The following is a 19,277-nucleotide window of genomic DNA, read 5'->3' as shown; positions in this document are numbered from 1 at the left end:
CGACGTGGGCGGTCCGGGCGAGCCGAACAGGTCAGAATGCCAGACTTTTCCGCAGGCAGCAAGTCCAACCGCACGAATCTGCCGGAGCGGCAGCGTCTTCCGCCGAGATTCGCCGACGTGAACGGCAGTTGTCGGTCCCCTGCGGTAGATATTTCGGCGAGGAGAGAACGGGGGAAGGCGATGACCGACCAACAGGCGCCGTGGACCGAGGACCAGGTCCGCGCACTCGCGCCGGACGCGAGCTCACTGGCTGCCGCGCGCAAGCTGGCCGGTCGCTGGCGCGCGACCGGCAGCGCGGGCAGTGCGGTGTGGGGTCTGTGCCAGGGCAGCGGGTCCAAGCCCTATCAGACGATCGTCGACCTGGCCGGCCCCGCGTACAAGTGCTCGTGCCCGAGCCGCAAGTTTCCGTGCAAGCACGCGCTGTCGCTGCTGCTGAGCTGGTCCGGCGGCGCGGTGCTTGCGCAGGACGCGCCCGCGGAGTTCGCCGCGGAGTGGCTGGCGGGCCGGGCGGCCAAGGCGGCGGCACCACCCAGGGCCAAGGCCGCCGCCACACCGTCGCCGGCGACCGTCGAGCAACGGCGGGCCAGGGTCTCGGCGGGCCTGACCGAGCTGGAGGTGTGGCTCACCGACCAGATCCGGACCGGGCTGGCCCAGACCGACCGCTCGTTCGCCGCGTACGAGGCGATCGCCGCCCGCATGGTCGATGCCCAGGCGCCCGGCGTCGCGGCGACGCTGCGCCGCCTGCCCGCCGCCGTGGTGACCACCGAGCACTGGCCCGAGCTGCTGCTGCGCGAGTACGCCCGGCTGCATCTGCTGGTGCTGGCCCATCGCACCATCGATGCCGTCCCGGAGCCGCTGCGGGCGGGCATCCGCACCCATGTCGGCTATCCGACCCAGGCCGAGACCGTGCTGGCCGAGCCCGCGGTGCGGGACCGCTGGCTGGTCCTCGGCATGCGGGTCAGCGAGGAGGAGCGCCTGCACACCCGGCGCACCTGGCTGCGCGGCCGCGGCAGCGGGCGCTGGGCCGTCCTGATCGAACATTCCTTCGGCACACCGAATTTCACCGGCGAGGTCCCCGCGCCCGGCCACGAGGTCGACGCCGATCTCCACTACTACCCCGGCGCCGCGCCGTTGCGCGTGCAGTGGGGCGCCCGGCACGGCGTCCCCGCACCGTTCACCACCGTGCCCGCGATCGGCGGCGTCACCATCGGCGACGCGCTCGACGCCTACGCCTCGGCCCTGGGCGAGGACCCGTGGCTGCGGGCCTGGCCCGCCCTGCTGGCCGACGTGGTGCCGGTGCTCGACGAGCACGGCTGGCAGCTCGTCGACGCCGAGGGCGCCGCGCTGCCGCTGCCCGCCGGAGTGCGGCCGTGGCGGTTGTTCGCGGTGGCGGGCGGTCATCCGGTGACGGTCACCGGTGAGTGGCGCGCCGACGGGTTCGATCCGGTCTCGGTGTTCAGCGCGGGCGAGGTCACCGATCTGGAGACCGAGTTCCCCACCCAGTCGGCGCCGACTCCAGAACTGGCCGAACTGGTTTCGGTCGCGCTGCTCGGCACGGCCCGACGCAGCGCCGACGGCGTCCAGCTGGCCGACGCCGTGACGGCGGTGGTGCCGCAGCGCTCCGGCGAACCAGCGGTCCGGCTGCTCGACGCGGCCGCCCTCCAGGACCTCTACCTGCGCGGCGGCCGGATGCCGGGCACCGCGCCGAAGCCGGACCCCGCGCCCGACGACGCGCGCCCGCTGCTGCCCCGGCAGGCCGCCGAGCGCCTCAGCCGCCTGCTCGCCGAGAAGTCCGCGTTCCTGCCCGAATGGTTCACCGCCGCCGCGCCGTTCGACTACCGGCTGCCGGATGTGCTGTGCGTGCAGGCGCTCACCGCGGCCGCCGATGTCCAGCTGCGCGGGCCGCTGCTGCGGCTGGCCGGTCGGCGTGGCCGGTGGCTGGCGGCGCGGAACCCGGCGTGGTCGACGCTGCTCGACTCGTTCCCGGTGGATCGGGTCGAGCGGACCGCGCCCGAGGAGGTCACCGGAACACCCGGGGCACAGGATGTCTGGCTGTTCGGCGCGCCCGGCGAGCGCAAGGATTGGCTGGCGCGCCTGCGCCACACCGATCCCGCCGCCGCGCTCGAGGTGCTCGGTGCCGCGTGGGCCAAGGAATCGGGCCCGATCAAGGCCGAGTTGCTCGCGCTCCTCGCCGACGGGTCGAGTCTCGCCGACGAGCCGCTGCTCGAGCGCGCACTCGACGACCGCCGCGGCGACGTCCGGCGCACCGCGGCAGGTCTGCTGGCCCGGCTGCCCGGGTCGGCGCTCGGGCAGCGGATGGCGGCGCTGGTGTCGGCGTGGCTGCGCGTCGACGCCGACGGCACCGTCGAGGTCACGGTGCCCGCTGCGGTCGACGCGCAGGCCAGGCGCGACGGCATCACCGACGGCACCGACCAGGCCACCCTGCGCTGGGACACCCCCGACTCCACGCTGAAGACCCTGCACCAGGCGATCGCGGCGACCCCGCTGACCGCGTGGGAACCGCTCGTCGGCGCCACCGGAGCGGCCACCGCGACCGCCGCGCTGACCCTGACCCTGCCGCCGCGCTACGCCAAGGCGATCGTCGACGGCTGGGTCGACGCCGCCCTCGCCCAGCGCGACACCACCTGGGCCCGTGCGCTGTTCGCCAACGCCACCCCGACCGAACAGGCCGTGCTGCGCCGCCGCGAACTGTTCACCCTGCTCGACGCCACCGACCGGATCGAGCACGTCCTCGACCTCGACGCCCACCAGCTCACCGAACTGCACGCGATCCTGCCCGGCCTCGACCATCCCTGGCCGCGCCCGGTCGCCGACCACGTCGTGCGCCTGCTCGGCGAACGCGCCCGCACGACCTCCCGCCAGGCCCATGCGAACGCCGGCGTCTACGCCGACCGGGCCCTGATCACCGCGGCGGGCGTCCACCTGCCCGTCGACCTGGCCGAGCGCGTCACCGCGCTCGCCGACAGCACCGACGACCCCGCCTGGCAACAGGCCTTCCACCGACTCGCCCACCACCTCACCGACCGCGCGACCATGCTCGAGGAGCTGCGATGACCACCACCGAACCGGCAACCACCCTGCTGCGTCCGCATGCCGAACAGGCCTTCGCCGACGAGCTGGCCGCCCTGGCGCGCGTCGACGATCGGCCGCGGCCGCCGTCCTGGCGGCTCTCGCCGTGGGCGGTCGTCACCTATGTCCTGGGTGGCACGCTCGACGACGGCACCGTCATCACGCCCAAGTACGTCGGGCCGCGACGGTTGATGGAGGTGGCCGTGGCGACGCTGGCCACCGATCGCGCCCTGCTGCTGCTCGGGGTGCCCGGCACCGCGAAAACCTGGGTGTCGGAACATCTCTCGGCCGCCATCAGCGGGGAGTCGACGCTGCTGGTGCAGGGCACCTCGGGGACCGCCGAGGAGGCGATCCGGTACGGCTGGAACTACGCCAGGCTGCTGGCCGAGGGGCCAAGTGACGCCGCGCTGGTCGCCTCGCCGGTGATGACGGCCATGCGGACCGGGGCCATCGCCCGCATCGAAGAGCTGACCCGCATCCCGTCCGACGTGCAGGACGCGCTGATCACCATCCTGTCCGAGAAGACCCTGCCGGTGCCAGAGCTGGGCGCGGAAGTGCAGGCGGCCAAGGGTTTCAACGTGATCGCCACGGCCAACGATCGCGACCGCGGCGTGAACGACCTGTCCTCGGCGCTGCGCCGCCGCTTCAACACCGTGGTGCTGCCGCTGCCCGCCGACGAGGATTCCGAGGTCGCCATCGTCAGCAGGCGGGTCGAACAGCTCGGCGCCGCACTGGAACTGCCGACCGTGCCCGCCGCGGCCGAGGAGGTCCGCCGGGTGGTGCGGGTCTTCCGCGAACTGCGCTCCGGGATCACCGCCGACGGCCGCACCAAGCTCAAGTCGCCCTCGGGCACCCTGTCCACCGCCGAGGCCATCTCGGTGATCACCAACGGGCTCGCCCTGTCCGCGCACTTCGGTGACGGCGTGCTGCGGGCCTCCGATATCGCGGGTGCCGTCCTCGGTTCGGTGATCAAGGACCCGGTCGCCGACTCGGTGATCTGGACCGAATACCTCGAGGCCGTGGTGCGCGAACGTCCGGACTGGGCCGACTTCTACCGCGCCTGCCGCGAGATCTCGCACTGACGCCGGGCCGACGGGGAGGACGGAACAGACCGCACACATGGGGTTTTCGATGAATCGACAGACCGACGACACGAGCGTCTCGGCCGACACGACGCCCGACCCGGACCCGGGCCGACGGCCACCCACCGGCGCGGAGGACGCCGCGGTGACGCGGGTCTTCGGCATCCGCCACCACGGGCCGGGTTCGGCCCGATCGCTGCGCCAGGCGCTCGAGGATTTCCGCCCCGACGCCATCCTCATCGAAGGCCCCGCCGACGCCGACCCCCTCGTCGGCTTCGTCGCCGCCGACACCATGCGTCCGCCGGTCGCCCTGCTGGCCTACGTCCCGGATTCCCCCGCCCGCGCGGCCTTCTGGCCGTTCGCGGTGTTCTCCCCGGAGTGGCAGGCCATGCGCTACGGCGCCGAACACACCGTGCCAGTGCGTTTCTGCGATCTCCCCGCCGCGACTGTGCTGGCCGCCGACGACGACTCGCGCGGCGATCGCACCGACCCGCTGGCCGCCCTCGCGTCGGCGGCGGGCTACGACGACGCGGAACGCTGGTGGGACTCCGTCGTCGAATCCGTGCCGGACAGCGCGGCTTTCGACGCGATCACCGAGGCGATGTCCGCCCTGCGCGATGATTCGCCGCCGCCTGCCCCGGCCACAGTGGAATCACCGGACGTCCTTTCGCCCGGATCGGGCGCTCCCCTTCCCGCAGGTCCCGAGGATCCCGCGTTCGCACCGCTGGTCGTCGATCAGCACACCCTGCGGCGCGAGGCGTACATGCGACAGGTGATGCGGCAGACCCTCAAGGACGGGGCGAAGCGGCTGGCCGTGGTGTGCGGCGCCTGGCACGCGCCCGCGCTGGACGGGGCGCTCGGACCGGCCGCACCGGACGCACGGCTGCTCAAGGGCTTGCCGAAGATCAAGACCGCGCTGACCTGGGTGCCGTGGACGCATTCGCGGCTGGCGGCGGGCTCGGGGTACGGGGCCGGTGTCACCTCGCCGGGCTGGTATCACCATCTGTTCACCGAGACCGAGCGACCGGTGGCGCGGTGGCTGACGAAGGTCGCCGGCGTGCTGCGGGCGCACGATCTGCCGGTGTCGAGCGCGCACATCATCGAGTCGGTGCGCCTGGCCGACACGCTGGCCGCGCTGCGCGGGCGCCCGCTGGCCGGATTGTCCGAGGTGACCGAGGCCGTGCGCTCGGTGATGTGCGGTGGCGACGAGACCATGCTGCGGCTGGTGATCGACGAACTCGTCGTCGGCGAGACCCTCGGCGGCGTCCCCGAGGACACCCCGACCGTGCCGCTGGCGGCGGATCTGCGGGCGCGGAGCAAGACCCTGCGGCTCAAGCAGGAAGCCCTCGCCCGCACGGTCGATCTGGACCTGCGCAAGGAGCGCGATGTCGAACGCTCGCACCTGCTGCACCGGCTGCGGCTGCTCGGCGTCGACTGGGGCACGCCGACCGTCGGCGAGGTCCGCAACACCGGCACCTTCCGGGAGACCTGGACCCTGCGCTGGGAACCGGAATTCGAGGTCCGCATCGTCGAGGCCGCGGTCTGGGGCACCACGCTGCGCACCGCCGCCGAGGCGAAGATCCTCGACACCGCGAGCCGCGACGGGGTCACCGTCGCCGAACTCGCCGGCGCGCTGGAGACCGCGCTGCTGGCCGATCTGGGCGGCGCCACCGACGGCCTGATCACCCGGCTGGAAGCGACCGCCGCCCTCGACCACGACGTCACCCACCTGCTGGGCGCGCTGCCCGGCCTGACCAGGACCCTGCGCTACGGCGACGTCCGCGGCACCGACACCAAGGCGCTGGCCCATGTCGCCGACGGCCTGCTGGTGCGGATCTGCGCCGGGCTGCCCGGCGCGGTCACCGGCCTCGACACCGACGCGGCCGAGGCGTTGCGCGCTCAAATCGATGCCGCGCACACCGCGATCAGCACCCGCGACGACGACCACACCACCACCGAATGGCTGGCCACCCTCCAGCGCATCGCCGACCGCGACGACGTGCACGGCGCGATCAGCGGCCGCGCGGTCCGCCTGCTGTGCGACGCCGAACGCATCGACGACGCCGACTCGGCCCGCCGCCTGGCCGCCGCCCTGTCCGTCGGCAACACCCCCGCCGCCAAGGCCGCCTGGATCGACGGCTTCCTCGGCGGGCGCGGCCTGCTCCTCGTCCACGATCGGGAGTTGTTGCGCCGCATCGACGAGTGGCTCCGCGAACTCACCGAGGACCAGTTCGTCGCCACCCTGCCGCTGCTGCGCCGCACCTTCGGTTCCTTCGAATCCGGGGAGCGCCGCGCCATCGGCCAGGCCCTGCGCGACAAGGGCTCGACCGCCACCACTCACGCGGGCCCCACGGCTGTCGACCCGGTCCGTGGACAGTCCGCCCTCCGCGCCGCCACCGCGATCCTGAGCGCCGCCGGATGATCACCCGCCCACTTCGCCGACCCGAGCCGCTCGATCACCAGGAGCACCAGCCATGACCGACATCGACGACAGTCCTTCTCGCCGTTGGCGACTCGTCCTCGGCCAGGCCGCGGAGGAACAGCTCGGCGGCTTGTCCTCCGGCCCCGACCAGGCCATGGACCAGGCCCTCGGCGCCCTCTACAACACCGGTGAGGCAGGTGGATCGACGAAGAGGTCCGGCGGACTCGGCGGTTCGGCACCGCGCGTGGCGCGCTGGCTCGGCGACATCCGCACCTACTTCCCCGCGACCGTGGTCGAGGTGATGCAGCGCGACGCCGTGCAGCGGCTGAACCTCACCCAGCTGCTGCTCGAACCCGAACTGCTGGAATCGGTGGAGCCCGACGTACACCTGGTGGGCACGCTGCTGGGGTTGAACCGGGTGATGCCGGAGACCACGAAGGCCACCGCCCGGATGGTGGTCGAGAAGGTGGTGCGCGAGATCGAGCAGCGCATCGCCGCCAAGACCGTCGCCGCGGTCACCGGCGCGATCAATCGCTCGGCCCGCACCCACCGCCCGAAACTGCGCGATATCGACTTCGACCGGACCATCCGCAAGAACCTCGCCAACTATCTGCCCGAGCACCGCACGGTGGTGCCGGAGCGGCTGGTCGGTTACGGGCGCAAGGCGCAGTCGATCCAGCGCGATGTGGTGCTGGCCATCGACCAATCCGGCTCGATGGCGGCCAGCGTCGTCTACGCCTCGGTGTTCGGGGCGGTGCTGGCCTCGATGCGCTCGCTGAAGACCTCGCTGGTGGTGTTCGACACCGAGGTCGTCGACCTCACCGACCAGCTCAGCGACCCGGTCGACGTCCTGTTCGGCACCCAGCTCGGCGGCGGCACCGACATCAACCGCGCCATCGCCTACGCGCAGACGCTGATCACCCGGCCCACCGACAGCCTGTTCGTGCTCATCTCCGATCTCTACGAGGGCGGCGTGCGCGAGGAGATGCTGCGCCGCTGCAACGCGATGAAGGAGGCCGGCGTCCAGGTGGTGGTCCTGCTGGCACTGTCGGACGAGGGCGCGCCCGCCTACGACCACGACAACGCCGCCGCGCTGGCCGCGCTCGGCATCCCCGCCTTCGCCTGCACGCCGGACAAATTCCCCGATCTGCTGGCGGTCGCCCTGGACCGCGGCGACCTCACGCACTGGGCCGACACCAACACTCCCGCCGTGTAGCACCGCGAGTTTCGCTAGGCTGCGAAGCGATCGGGTTCGGTGAACGGGGTGAGGCGATGTTGCGGCGCGGGGAGGTGTTCGCGGGGTTCGTCATCGAGCGGGAGCTGGGGCGCGGGGGGATGGGCGCGGTGTACGCGGCCCGCGACCGGCGGCTGCCCCGGCTGACCGCGCTCAAGCTCATGCACCGCGACCTGTTCACCGACTTCGAGATCCGGACCAGGTTCGAGCGGGAAGCGGATCTGGTCGCGCAGCTGGACCATCCGAACATCATCACCGTCTACGACCGCGGCGTGGACGAGGACCGGCTGTGGATCGCCATGCAGTTCGTCGACGGCGTCGACGCGGCGGCGGTTCCGGTGCCGCAGTTCGGGAGCGAGCGGATCGCCCAGGTCGTCACCCAGACCGCGAGCGCGCTGGACTACGCGCACCGCCAGGGCGTGCTGCACCGCGACGTGAAGCCGGCCAACATCCTGCTCTCGCGCACCGCCGGGGTCGGCGCGGGCTTCGACGAACGCGTCCTGCTCACCGATTTCGGCATCGCGAAACTCCTCGACGACACCGGCGGCCTCACCCGCACCGGCCAGTTCACCGCCACCATCGCCTACGCCTCCCCCGAACAACTCAGCAGCGCGCCCCTGGACGGCCGCGGCGACCAGTACTCCCTGGCGTGCACCGTCTTCCGGCTGCTCACCGGCAGCGGCCCCTACGACGCCCCCAACCCGGCGACCGTCATGCTCGGCCATCTCAACGCCGTGCCCCCGCGGGCCAGCACCCGGCGGTCCACCTTGTCGCCCGCGGTCGACGCGGTCCTGGCCAAGGCGATGGCCAAGGACCCGGCGCGGCGCTTCCCCACCTGCGCCGATTTCGCGGCCGCCCTCACCGAATCCCTCACGCGCCGAGGAGCTGCCGTGCCGGGCGGATCCTCGGCCACGCCCCGGACCGCCCCGTCCACGGGTCACGCGCCGGACCACCGATCCGGCACCGACGTCCGTGGCCGTGGCGCCGGACCGGTGGCCCACACCGATGCGCCGCAGGCCCGGCGGAACGCCGCAGCGGAGGCGGCCCGCCGGTCCGAGCCGACCGCACGCGGCGCGACCTCCGCGGACGGCCGACCGCGGATCGACATCCGGCACCCGGCGCGACACCCCGGCGCCACCTCGCGCACACCGGTTCCCGGTCGGCACGACCCCGAACAGCAGGCCCCCCGACGCGAACACACGCACCGCAGCAGCGACGCCGTGGCGAGCGCGGGATCGGTGTGGCTGAACGCGGTGCACGGTTGCCTGATCGGCGGTGCGGTCGGTGACGCGCTCGGGGCCCCGATCGAGACCAGGACCCTGCGCCAGATCCGGGACCAGTACGGTCCGGACGGCCTCACCGACGCCGATCCACTGCGGATCTCCGAGGAGACGCAGCTGACCGCGTTCACCGTGGAGGCGTTGATCCGCGGCTCGGTGCGGGCCAGGGCCAAAGGCATCGGCGGGGCCACCATGGGCCTGCTCCAGCAGGGCATGCTCGTCTGGCTGCGCGGCCAGGTGGTCGACCTGCCCGACCAGCCGTTCGCGCTGCACAGTTCACTCAGCGGCCATCCCGAACTGATCGAGCAACGGGGCGTGGCGAATTCGGTGTACACGGCATTGCGGCAGGCCGCGGCGCGCCGCGCGCCGACCGCCCCGCTGGGCACCCGCCGTCAGCCGATCAACCAGTCCAAGGGCAGCGGTGCGGTGATGCGCGCGGCACCGTGTGGATTCGGGTACGCCGCAGATCGTTCCGGCGCGGCCACCGGGGCGATCTTCGAATTGGGTTGTGACGCGGCCGCACTGACACACGGCCATCCCAGCGGCTGGCTGCCTGCGGGCACCCTGTCGGCGCTGATCTATCAGCTCGCCCGCGGAAACGACACCACGACGGCGCTCGCCCGCGCCCGGGCCGAACTGGCGACCTATCCCGAGCACGAGGAAACCTCGGCCGCCCTGGACGCGGCGGTCGCACTGGCCGAGGCGACCGCGCGCACCGGCCGCGGACCGACCCCCGAGGAGGTCGAATCCCTCGGCCAGGGCTGGGTCGGCCCCGAGGCACTGGCCATCGCCGTATTCGCCGTGCTCGCCGCGGAATTCCGGGGCGGCGCCGCCCACGACATCGTCCGCGCCGGACTCCTGATGTCGGTCAACCACTCCGGCGACAGCGACGCCACCGGCTCGATCGCGGGCAGCCTCCTCGGCGCCCGCTACGGCCGCACCGCCCTCCCCCACCGCTGGTCCGACACCGTCGACGCCCGCGCCGCCCTGGACCGCCTCGCCACCGACTACTGCACCGAATTCGGCCTCACCCCACCACAGGACGACCACGGCCAGCCCACCCCGGACTGGTTCGACCGCTACCCGGCCTAGCCCGTCCACCGCCACCACGACAACGCCGCTTCGGCCCGCCCACTCGCGGCCCGAGCCGGTCCCCGGGAACACCAACGGCCCCCGATGGAACGAATCCACCGGGGGCCGAAGCGACTACGACTCCTACAGGTCCGCGATGGCGGCCAGTGGGGGTGTGCGGGCGGCGCGGACGCCGGGCCAGACGGCGGCAAGGACGCCGACGACGCCGGAGGCGATCAGGACGGTGACCAGTTGCGACCACGGGATGGTGATCTGGTCGATGCCAAGGTCGCGCAGGGTGCGCAGGAAGCCGACGCCGAGGGCGATGCCGAGGACCAGGCCGACGATGGCGCCGAAGATGGCGATCAGCATGGATTCCAGGTAGATCGTGCGACGGACCTGGGAACGCTGGGTGCCGACGGCGCGCAGCATGCCGATCTCGCGACGGCGTTCGACCACCGACAGGGCCAGCGTGTTGATGATGCCGAGCACCGCGATCACCACGGCCAGGGCGAGCAGGCCGTAGAGGATGGCGAGCAGGGTGTTGATCTGCTTGCCCTGGGCGCCCTTGAACTGCTCGGCGTCCTGCACCTGCACGACGACGAACGGTTCGGTGGCCTTCTCCAGATTCGCCCGCATGGCGGTGAGATCGGTGCCGGGCGCCGCCTTCACCAGCACGTAGATGTTGGTGCGCAGGCTCTGCGGCATCAGCTGTTCGTAGACGCCGGGGTCGACGACCATCGGGCCGAGCAGCGGCGAGTTGGCGAAGATGCCGCCGACGGTCAGCTCGAGCTGCTTGTTGTCCAGGCTGGTGATGCCGACCTTGTCGCCGACCTTCCAGCCGCGATCGGTGGCTTCCTTCTCATCGACGAGCAGCCCGTTCGGGGCGATGGTGGTGGAGCCGCTGAGCAGGTCGATGTTCATCACCGGGTCGATCGGGCCGTCCGGGGAGGTGGCGCCGATCTGTTCCTTGCCGACCTTGAAGGCGACCACCCGGATACCGGTGACATCGCTGACACCGGGCACCTCGGTGCGCACGGCGTCGACCGCGCCGATCGGCACACCGATCATCTGCGGACCGGCGAGCACGTATTCGGCCTCGACGCCCTTGTCGATCAGCACGCTGACGCTGGTCTTCGCGGAGGCGCCGAGGATGCCGATCGCCGAGACCAGCATCAGGCCCAGCGTCAGCGCGAACGCGGTGGCGGCGGTGCGGCGCGGGTTGCGCACGGCGTTGTTGCGGGCCATCTGGCCGATCGCGCCGAACGGGCGGGTGAGCACGCCGAGCACGAGCACCATCGGCCGCGACAGCGCGGGCGCGGCGAGCAGGACGGCCAGGATCAGGCCGAGCGCTCCGATACCGACGGTCACCGCGGCGCTCTTGCCGGTGCCCTGGGCGCCGAGGTACACGAGTACGCCACCGGCGACGGCCATGACCGCGCCGATCACCGTGCGAATGCGCAGCGAGTCACCGGCACTGGCGAATTCGGACCGCATGGCCTCCACCGGCGGCACCTTCGCGGCCCGCCGGGCGGGCGCGTAGGCACTGGCGACGGTGACGATGAGGCCCACCAGCAGCGCCACGATCGCGGTGCGCGGCAGCACCGTCAGCGATCCGGTGGGCAGGCCCAGGTCGAAGGCGTTGAGCAGGGCGGACAGACCGAACGCGAGCCCGATGCCCGCGATCAGGCCGAGCACGCTGCCGATCACACCGATCACCACGGCCTCGACGACCACCGAGCGGCCCACCTGCTGACGGCTCGCGCCGATCGCCCGCAGCAGCGCCAGCTCACGCAGGCGCTGGGCGACGATCATCGAGAAGGTGTTGTAGATGATGAACGTGCCGACGATCAGCGCGATCGCGCCGAAGGCGAGCAGGAAGTAGTTGATGAAGGTGAGGGCCTCGGAGACCTGCTTCTTCATGTCCTCGCGGACCTCGTCGGCGTTCTGCACCTTGTAGTTGGGCAGGCCGGCGGCGAGCTTGTCGCGCAGGTCGTCGGCCGAGACGCCCGGCGACGCCGCGATATCGGCGTAGGCGACGTGCGAGCCGTCGGTGAACAGCTTGCGGCCCTGCGGCTCGGTGAACATCACCGCGACCACGCCGCCGCCCTCGGTGCCGGGCATCTCGTAGATACCGGTCAGCGTCACCTCGAACGGGTCGCCCTTGGACGGGACCAGCACCTTGGTCTTGTCGCCGACCTTCAGCCCGGCCTTCTCGGCACCGCTGGTGTTGAGCGCGATCTCGCCCGACTGAGCGGGCGGCCCACCGGCGACGAAAGTGTTGGGTTCCTCGACCGACTGCTCCGGCGGCAGGTAGGACAGGCCGAAACTCGGCGCGCCACCGGTCTGCACGGCCTTCTTGCCGTCGGGTTCGAGCAGCACCACCGGGCCGTTGACGGCCGGGGCGACCCGGTCGACGCCCTCGGTCTTGGCCAGCGCGTCGACGATATTGGTCGGCAGGCCCAGCGACTGCGGGTCCTTGGGGCCGACGCGCACGTCGACGCCCTGGGCCTGGCCCTCGAAGATGCCGTCGAAGGTGCGCTGCAGGGTGTCGGTGAAGACGAACGACCCGGAGATGAAGGCGGTGCCGAGCACCACCGACAGCAGGGTCAGGGCCAGGCGCACCTTGTGCGCGGCGAGATTGCGCAAGGCGACCTTGCGCATGGGATTCGTGCTCACTTGGTCTCCAGCGCCTTCATCCGGTCGAGGATGGAATCCTGGGTCGGATCGCGCAGTTCGTCGACGATCCGGCCGTCGGCGAGGAACACGACGCGATCGGCGTAGGCGGCCGCGCGCGGATCGTGGGTGACGATCACGACGGTCTGGCCGAACTCGTCGACCGAGGCGCGCAGGATCGAGAGCACCTCACCGGAGGAGTGCGAGTCCAGGTTGCCGGTCGGCTCGTCGCCGAAGATGATCTCCGGCTTCCCGACCAGGGCGCGCGCGCACGCGACGCGCTGCTGCTGACCGCCGGACAGCTCGGAGGGCCGGTGGTCGAGCCGGTCGCCGAGGCCGAGGCGCTTGACGACGGTGTCGAGCCACTCCTGGTCGGCCTTGCGGCCGGCGATGTCGAGCGGCAGCGTGATGTTCTCCAGCGCCGTCAGCGTGGGCACCAGGTTGAACGCCTGGAACACGAAACCGATGCGATCGCGGCGCAGCGCGGTCATCTGCTTGTCCGACAGCCCGGTCAACGCGGTGTCACCGATGCGGACCTGGCCCGCGCTGGCGCTGTCGAGCCCGGCCAGGCAGTGCATGAGCGTGGACTTGCCCGAACCGGAGGGGCCCATGATCGCGGTGAACTCACCCTTGGCGAAGTTCGCCGACACTCCATCCAGGGCTGTGACCTGGGTGTCTCCCGATCCGTACAGCTTGACCAGGTCTTGTGCGGCGGCCGCGATCTCGGTGTCGGCCGCCGCGTCGACGGCCTCGGTGCCCATGGCGTGCGAAGTCATGGTGTCCAGTCTGTCTGTCCGCCGGAAACCGCGCCATCCGGGATCCCCCCGATACCTACCGGATGACCCACTCGAACGCCGCCGCCTCCGACCGCGCGCCCTCGGCGGCGCGGGAGCGATTCGGTTCGCCGAGGTCGGCGAGCAGCTCCTCGGTGAGGCCGACCAGGCTCGCCAGCGACGCCGGGGTGAACCAGTCCGGCCTGGTGGCGAACAGGATGTCCTCGGACGCGGTGTTGCCGCTCGCGCCGGGCGCGAACGGACAGCCGCCGAGACCACCGAGCGCGCCGTCGACCATGGTGGCGCCCGCCGCGACGGCGGCGAGGGTGTTGGCCACGCCCATGCCCCAGGTGTCGTGGCCGTGGAAGACGATGCGGCGCGCCGGGGTGGTGTCGCGGACGGCCGTCACCAGCGCGCTCACCTGGCCGGGGTGCGCCTGGCCGAGGGTGTCGGCCAGGACGATGTCGGCGGCGCCCTCGGTGCGCGGGTCGCGGGCGATGCCGAGCACCCGTTCGGGATCGACCGGACCGTCGAACGGACAGGTGAAGCTGGTGGCCAGGCACAGCTGGATCTCGCCACCCGCCTCGCGCGTCAGCCGGATCGCGTCGGGCATCGCGGCCACCGACGCCTCGGTGTCGCGGCCGATATTGGCCCTGTTGTGCGCGTCCGACGCCGAGAAGCAGTACTGGAAATTGCGGGCGCCCGCCGCGGCCGCCTTCTCGATGTGCCGCGGCGTGGCCACCCAGACCCAGCATTTCGCCAGCTCGTCGGGGGTGAGCGCGGCGATCAGCTCGAGCGAGTTGGCCATCGGCGGCACCAGATCCGGCCGGGCCATCGAGCCGATCTCCAGCGCGGGCACGCCCGCGGCCAGCAGCCGCCGGACGACGTCGATCTTCTGCTCGGTCGGCAGCACCTTGCCGGTCAGCTGCAATCCGTCGCGCAGGGTGACATCACGCAGCAGCGGCGCGGTCATCGCCGCTGGTCCGGTTCCTGAGCGGGCACACACATGACCCCGCCGCACGGCTTGTCACCGACGCTGGCCGGCGTCGGATGCACGGTCGGGCGCACATGGCCGGGGCCACGCTGTTCCCACTTGCTGCGCACCGGTGGGCGGCGTCTGCCGTGTACTCGCCTGCTCACGATGCCTCCAGCGCGTCGATCTCGTCTTGCGTCATCCCGAGCAGCTCGCCGAGCACCTGGGCGGTGTGTTCGCCGAGGTCGGGGCCGACATTGCGAATCGGCAGCGACTGTCCCCCGATCACCGGGACGATGCCGGGGAACCCCACCTGCTTGGGTTCGGGCTCGCCCACGTCGACGGGGAACGACTGGATCATATTGCGTGCGCGGTACTGCTCGTCGGCCACGATGTCGGCGGCGGTGTAGATCGGGCCGCACGGGATGGCCGCCTCGTCGAGGATCTTCAGCGCCTCGTCGCGGGTGTGCTCGACCGTCCACTCCGCGATCGAGGCGTCCAGGCGTTCCCGATTGCGCCAGCGACCCGCGTTGTCGGCGAGCTCGGGATCGGCCGCCAGGTCGGGACGCCCGATGACCTGCATGTAGCGCTGGAAGATGGCGTCGCCGTTACCGCCGATGATGATGCTGTAGCCGTCGCTGGTCGGGTAGGCGTTGCTGGGCGCGATGCCCTCCATCCGGCCGCCGACCCGCTCCCGGTTGATGCCGTAGGCGAGGTGGTCGGGGACCAGCGATTCCATCACCGACAGGATCGACTCGTTGAGCGCGACGTCGATGATCCGCTCGGGCTGCGGCACCGGGCCGCTGACCCGCTCACGCTGGAACAGCGCCATCACGGTGCCGAAGGCGGCGTAGATGCCCGCGATCGAGTCGCCGATCGACACCCCCACCCGCACCGGCGGGCGGTCGGGGTCGCCGACGAGTTCGCGCAGGCCGCCCACGGCCTCGGCGACGGCGGCGAACCCGGGGCGCGCGGCCATCGGGCCGGTCTGGCCGTAGGCGGAGATCCGGGTGATGACCAGCTTCGGGTTCACCTCCTCGAGCACCTCGGGCCCCAGGCCCCATTTCTCCAGCATGCCGGGCCGGAAGTTCTCCAGCAGCACGTCGCAGTGCCGCAGCAGGTCGAGCACGATCGCCCGGCCCGCCTCGGTGCGCAGGTCGAGCACGATCGACTTCTTGTTGCGGTTGACCGTGCGATACAGCATGGAGGTGTCGCCGCCGTAGAGCCGCCAGTTGCGTAACTCGTCGCCCGTTCCCGGGCGCTCCACCTTGATCACCTCGGCGCCGAAGTCGCCCAGAATGCGACCGGCGGTGGGAGCGGCGACATAGTTGCCGAGTTCCAGGACGCGCACACCGTCCAACGGCCGAATATTCTGTTCCGCCACCCCGCGACCTTAGCGTGTCGTCCGGGAGCTCGGCAGTTGGTGGTCGGGCTCGCGTCGTGTGCACCACGGCGGGGAGGTGGTCGGGGAGTTACCCATGTCCTCGCGAGATCACTCCGGTCACCCCCCTCCCCGTGGTCAGCTGGCGAGGAGTTCCGGTTCCTCGACGATGGAGTAGTGCTCGGCGTTGCCTTCGAGGACGGTGCTGGGCTTGCCGTCGACGCCGACCGGGATGTCGCCGGCGAGGGTGATGCGGGTCAGGCGGCGGGGCTGGTTGTCGTAGTCGTCGATGGCGTAGTGCTGGGTGGCGCGGTTGTCCCAGATGGCGACGTCGCCGTCGGACCAGGTCCAGCGGGTGGTGTTCTCCAGGCGGGTGACGCGGTCCTGGAACAGGCGGAACAGCGCCTGCGATTCGCTGGTGGACAGGCCGACGAAGTTCTTCACGAAGTGGCCGAGCAGCAGCGCGCGCTCGCCGGTCTCCGGGTGCACGCGCACCACCGGGTGCTCGGTCTCGTAGTAGGTGGACTGGAACTCCGCGCGGTACTCCGCGGTCTTCGGGCGCAGCGGCTCGACATTGCGGGCGGCGTAGTCGTAGACGTTGGTGTGCACGGCGCGCAGGTTCTCGGCGAGCGCCTTCAGCGGTTCGGGCAGCGACTCGTAGGCCGCGACGGTGGAGGCCCAGGTGGTCGAGCCGCCGTAGCTCGGTAGGTACTCCGCGCGCAGGATGGACGCCTTCGGGATGCGGTCGACGAAGGTGACATCGGTGTGCCAGGAGTTGGCGCGGCCGGTCTCGGAATCGATGGCCAGGCTCTTGACGCCGTGCGACGTCACCGTGGGGTGCGGCGTCGTCGGGCTGCCGAGCAGCTGCGCGAACTCGTGCTGGCCGTCCTCGGTGAGGTGCTGCTGGCCGCGGAAGAAGATGACCTTGTGCTCGTTGAGCGCGCACCGGATCGTCGCGACGGTCGCCGCGTCCAGGTCACCCCCCAGACGGACGCCGTCCACCTGGGCGCCGATGTGGGCGCCGAGCTTGGTCACCGTCAGGGTGGTGGGGGTGGCGTGGTCGACCGTCATGGGAGATCACCTCTGTCGTCGTGGAACGGTTGGTATGCCTCCAGCACACCGCGAATTCCGTTCGGCAGACAGGTTTTCCCTCCGGGTGATCGGAACCGTCAGCCCAGGTTCTCCCGCAGGTAGGCGAGGTCCTCGGCGACTCCCTCGGCCGGGGTCTCCAGGATGACCGGGGCGCCCGCCGTGCGGCAGACCTCGGCCAGCAGCTGCGGGTCGATGGTGCCGTCGGCGAAATTGGCGTGCCGGTCGGCGCCGGAGTCGAACTCGTCGCGCGAGGAGTTCAGGTGGACCAGGTCGATGCGGCCGGTGATGGCCTTGATCCGCTCGACGACGCCGACCAGTTCCTCACCGCCCGCCCAGGCGTGGCAGGTGTCGAGGCAGAAGCCGGCGCCGTAGTCGCCGACCGCGTCCCAGAGCCGGGCGATCGAGTCGAAGTGCCTGGCCATCGCGTGATTGCCGCCCGCGGTGTTCTCGATCAGGATCGGCACCGCGAAGCCGCCCTTGTCCTGCTGACGTTCGAACAGCTTGCGCCAGTTGTCGATTCCGGTATCGAGCTCGGCGTCGGAGCGCACGTGTCCGCCGTGCACGACCAGGCCGAACGCACCGAGCTCGGCGGCGGCCTTCGCCTGCTGGGCCACCGCGTTGCGCGAGGGCATCCGCAGCCGGTTGTTCAGGCTGGCCACGTTGATCTGATAGGACGAGTGCACGACCACATCGATCGGGCTGGCCAGGATCTCGGCGGCCTTCGGGTGCGGCTGCGGTTTGTCCCAGCTCTGCGGATCGACCACGAACAGCTGGATGACCTCGGCGCCGAGCTTCTCGCCGAAGCCGATCGGATCGCTCTCGTCGCGAACGTGTGCTCCAATGCGCATGACGTCACCCTAAACCGCGGCACCGACAGCATCGGCGGATGTTGCGAAGCGGGGGCGTCGGGAGATACATCGGTAGAATTTCGACGGGTGCTCTGCCCTGGAGGGGGTGACTTCGCGGTGTTGCGCAAAGGCGACGTGTTCGCCGGGTACACGATCCGGCGCGTGCTCGGCTACGGCGGGATGGGCGTGGTCTACCTGGCCCGGCACCCCCGCCTGCCTCGGCTCACCGCGCTCAAGCTGCTCAGCCGCGACCTGTCCGCCGACGACGAGATCCGCCACCGTTTCGAACGCGAGGCCGACCTGGTCGCCCAGCTCGAGCACCCGAACATCGTCAACGTCTACGACCGCGGCAACGACGACGACCAGCTGTGGATCTCCATGCAGTTCGTGGCGGGCACCGACGTGGCGACCGCCGACGTCAACGTGCTGACGCCCGGCCGCGCGGTGCAGATCGCCGCCGAGACGGCGACCGCGCTGGATTTCGCGCACGCGAGCGGGGTACTGCACCGGGATGTGAAACCGGCCAACATCCTGCTCGCCAAGCCGCCGATCGGACGCCCGGAGCGGGTGGTGCTCACCGATTTCGGCATCGCGGCCGTGCGCGACAGCGAGACGACGCTGTCCTCGGCGGGCAGTATCACCGCCACCCTGGCCTACGCGGCGCCCGAGCATCTCGCGGGCGCGCCGCTGGATCACCGCGCCGACCAGTACTCGCTGGCCTGCACCCTGTTCTGGATGCTGACCGGCTCGGTGCCGTTCCCCGGCCCGAATCCGGCCGCGGTGATCCAGGCGCACATGAGCAAGCCGGTGCCGCCGCTGCGCAGCCTGCGCCCCGATCTGCCGTCGACCCTGGACACCGTGCTGGCCAGGGCCACCGCCAAGCAGCCGGGAGCGCGCTACGACAGCTGCGCGGAGTTCGCCGGTGCCGCCAGGGCCGCGCTGTTCGCGGTGCCCGGCCCGTGGCAGCACCAGCGGCACCAACAGACGGCGACCGGGGTGGTGCTGCGTGCCCGCGAACCGTATCCGCAACAGCCGTATTCGCGCCCGGCCACGCCGCCGCAGCCCTATCGTCAGGCGCCGCCGACCACGCCGGCTCAGCCGCACACGCAGGTGCCGCGACCGGCGACACCCGCGCAGCCGTATCCGCACGCACCGCGCCCGACGACCGGCAACACCGCCATCCCGCCGCGGCGCGGCACCCAGCGGCCGGGCACCATCGATTTCCCCGGTGGCCGTAACCATCCCGGCTACATCGTGCCGCCACAACCACGGCGACCACCGTGATCGGGGCGTCCTGGTCGGTCGCTTCGCTGGCCACCGTCCGCGCGGTCACCGACTGCTAAGGTTTCGTTGAA

The 19,277-nt window shown here is 71.5% G+C and carries 12 protein-coding genes; 6 read left to right on the top strand and 6 right to left on the bottom strand.

The genetic code is table 11. From position 1 onward, the window contains the following. Positions 1–180: 180 nt before the first annotated feature. The 5 genes from ACFVW6_RS25040 to ACFVW6_RS25020 are packed head-to-tail and all read left to right on the top strand — an operon-like array spanning position 181 to position 10,200. Positions 181–3,075, top strand: coding sequence for a DUF5691 domain-containing protein (locus tag ACFVW6_RS25040; protein ID WP_378823162.1), 2,895 nt, complete (start codon positions 181–183; stop codon positions 3,073–3,075). Continuing rightward, positions 3,072–4,172 (top strand): AAA family ATPase, encoded by a 1,101-nt coding sequence (locus ACFVW6_RS25035; RefSeq protein WP_355276214.1) that lies wholly within the window; start codon positions 3,072–3,074, stop codon positions 4,170–4,172. Before ACFVW6_RS25040 ends, ACFVW6_RS25035 begins: the two co-directional genes overlap by 4 nt. A gap of 49 nt (positions 4,173–4,221) precedes the next feature. After that, positions 4,222–6,594: a DUF5682 family protein gene (locus tag ACFVW6_RS25030; RefSeq protein WP_378823166.1), complete on the top strand. Its 2,373-nt coding sequence runs from the start codon at positions 4,222–4,224 to the stop codon at positions 6,592–6,594. A gap of 52 nt (positions 6,595–6,646) precedes the next feature. Beyond that, on the top strand, positions 6,647–7,810 hold the full coding sequence (locus ACFVW6_RS25025; RefSeq protein ID WP_378823168.1) for a VWA domain-containing protein: 1,164 nt from the start codon (positions 6,647–6,649) through the stop codon (positions 7,808–7,810). A gap of 56 nt (positions 7,811–7,866) precedes the next feature. Continuing rightward, positions 7,867–10,200 (top strand): ADP-ribosylglycohydrolase family protein, encoded by a 2,334-nt coding sequence (locus ACFVW6_RS25020; RefSeq protein WP_378823170.1) that lies wholly within the window; start codon positions 7,867–7,869, stop codon positions 10,198–10,200. Between the two features lie 123 nt (positions 10,201–10,323). Here ACFVW6_RS25020 and ACFVW6_RS25015 read toward each other — a convergent pair whose 3' ends face one another. The 6 genes from ACFVW6_RS25015 to ACFVW6_RS24990 form a co-directional block, all read right to left on the bottom strand. Continuing rightward, positions 10,324–12,843: an ABC transporter permease gene (locus ACFVW6_RS25015; protein WP_378825543.1), complete on the bottom strand. Its 2,520-nt coding sequence runs from the start codon at positions 12,841–12,843 to the stop codon at positions 10,324–10,326. Between the two features lie 11 nt (positions 12,844–12,854). Further along, the gene (locus ACFVW6_RS25010) at positions 12,855–13,631 is read right to left on the bottom strand and encodes an ABC transporter ATP-binding protein (RefSeq protein WP_355276227.1); all 777 of its coding nucleotides are present in this window, start codon (positions 13,629–13,631) and stop codon (positions 12,855–12,857) included. A gap of 55 nt (positions 13,632–13,686) precedes the next feature. Beyond that, the gene (locus tag ACFVW6_RS25005) at positions 13,687–14,601 is read right to left on the bottom strand and encodes a hydroxymethylglutaryl-CoA lyase (protein WP_355276228.1); all 915 of its coding nucleotides are present in this window, start codon (positions 14,599–14,601) and stop codon (positions 13,687–13,689) included. A gap of 163 nt (positions 14,602–14,764) precedes the next feature. Continuing rightward, positions 14,765–15,985 carry a CaiB/BaiF CoA-transferase family protein gene (locus ACFVW6_RS25000; protein WP_365007519.1) on the bottom strand — a complete coding sequence of 407 codons (1,221 nt, stop codon included), beginning with the start codon at positions 15,983–15,985 and terminating at the stop codon, positions 14,765–14,767. Between the two features lie 135 nt (positions 15,986–16,120). Further along, entirely contained in the window at positions 16,121–17,053 is a 933-nt protein-coding gene (locus tag ACFVW6_RS24995; RefSeq protein ID WP_378823174.1) for a TauD/TfdA dioxygenase family protein, read from the bottom strand. A gap of 98 nt (positions 17,054–17,151) precedes the next feature. Continuing rightward, the gene (locus ACFVW6_RS24990; RefSeq protein WP_357343333.1) at positions 17,152–17,922 is read right to left on the bottom strand and encodes a deoxyribonuclease IV; all 771 of its coding nucleotides are present in this window, start codon (positions 17,920–17,922) and stop codon (positions 17,152–17,154) included. Between the two features lie 117 nt (positions 17,923–18,039). Here ACFVW6_RS24990 and ACFVW6_RS24985 point away from each other — a divergent pair, with 117 nt between their 5' ends. Then, a complete protein-coding gene (locus ACFVW6_RS24985; protein WP_378823176.1) occupies positions 18,040–19,206 on the top strand; it encodes a protein kinase in 1,167 nt (388 codons plus the stop codon). The last annotated feature ends 71 nt before the right edge of the window (positions 19,207–19,277 follow it).

Origin of the sequence: Nocardia sp. NPDC058244 (genome assembly GCF_042882065.1) — a bacterium.
Lineage (GTDB): Bacteria > Actinomycetota > Actinomycetes > Mycobacteriales > Mycobacteriaceae > Nocardia.
Note: the sequence above shows the minus strand (reverse complement) of the source record. Positions and strands in the feature narration are given on the sequence as shown.

Excerpts from the sequence above, each read along its gene's own strand:
- ACFVW6_RS25005 (WP_355276228.1), bottom strand. The coding sequence starts at position 14,601 with ATGACCGCGCCGCTGCTGCGTGATGTCACCCTGCGCGACGGATTGCAG.
- ACFVW6_RS25020 (WP_378823170.1), top strand. The coding sequence starts at position 7,867 with ATGTTGCGGCGCGGGGAGGTGTTCGCGGGGTTCGTCATCGAGCGGGAG.
- ACFVW6_RS24995 (WP_378823174.1), bottom strand. The coding sequence starts at position 17,053 with ATGACGGTCGACCACGCCACCCCCACCACCCTGACGGTGACCAAGCTC.
- ACFVW6_RS25015 (WP_378825543.1), bottom strand. The coding sequence starts at position 12,843 with ATGCGCAAGGTCGCCTTGCGCAATCTCGCCGCGCACAAGGTGCGCCTG.
- ACFVW6_RS25010 (WP_355276227.1), bottom strand. The coding sequence starts at position 13,631 with ATGACTTCGCACGCCATGGGCACCGAGGCCGTCGACGCGGCGGCCGAC.
- ACFVW6_RS25025 (WP_378823168.1), top strand. The coding sequence starts at position 6,647 with ATGACCGACATCGACGACAGTCCTTCTCGCCGTTGGCGACTCGTCCTC.
- ACFVW6_RS24990 (WP_357343333.1), bottom strand. The coding sequence starts at position 17,922 with ATGCGCATTGGAGCACACGTTCGCGACGAGAGCGATCCGATCGGCTTC.
- ACFVW6_RS25030 (WP_378823166.1), top strand. The coding sequence starts at position 4,222 with ATGAATCGACAGACCGACGACACGAGCGTCTCGGCCGACACGACGCCC.
- ACFVW6_RS25040 (WP_378823162.1), top strand. The coding sequence starts at position 181 with ATGACCGACCAACAGGCGCCGTGGACCGAGGACCAGGTCCGCGCACTC.
- ACFVW6_RS25035 (WP_355276214.1), top strand. The coding sequence starts at position 3,072 with ATGACCACCACCGAACCGGCAACCACCCTGCTGCGTCCGCATGCCGAA.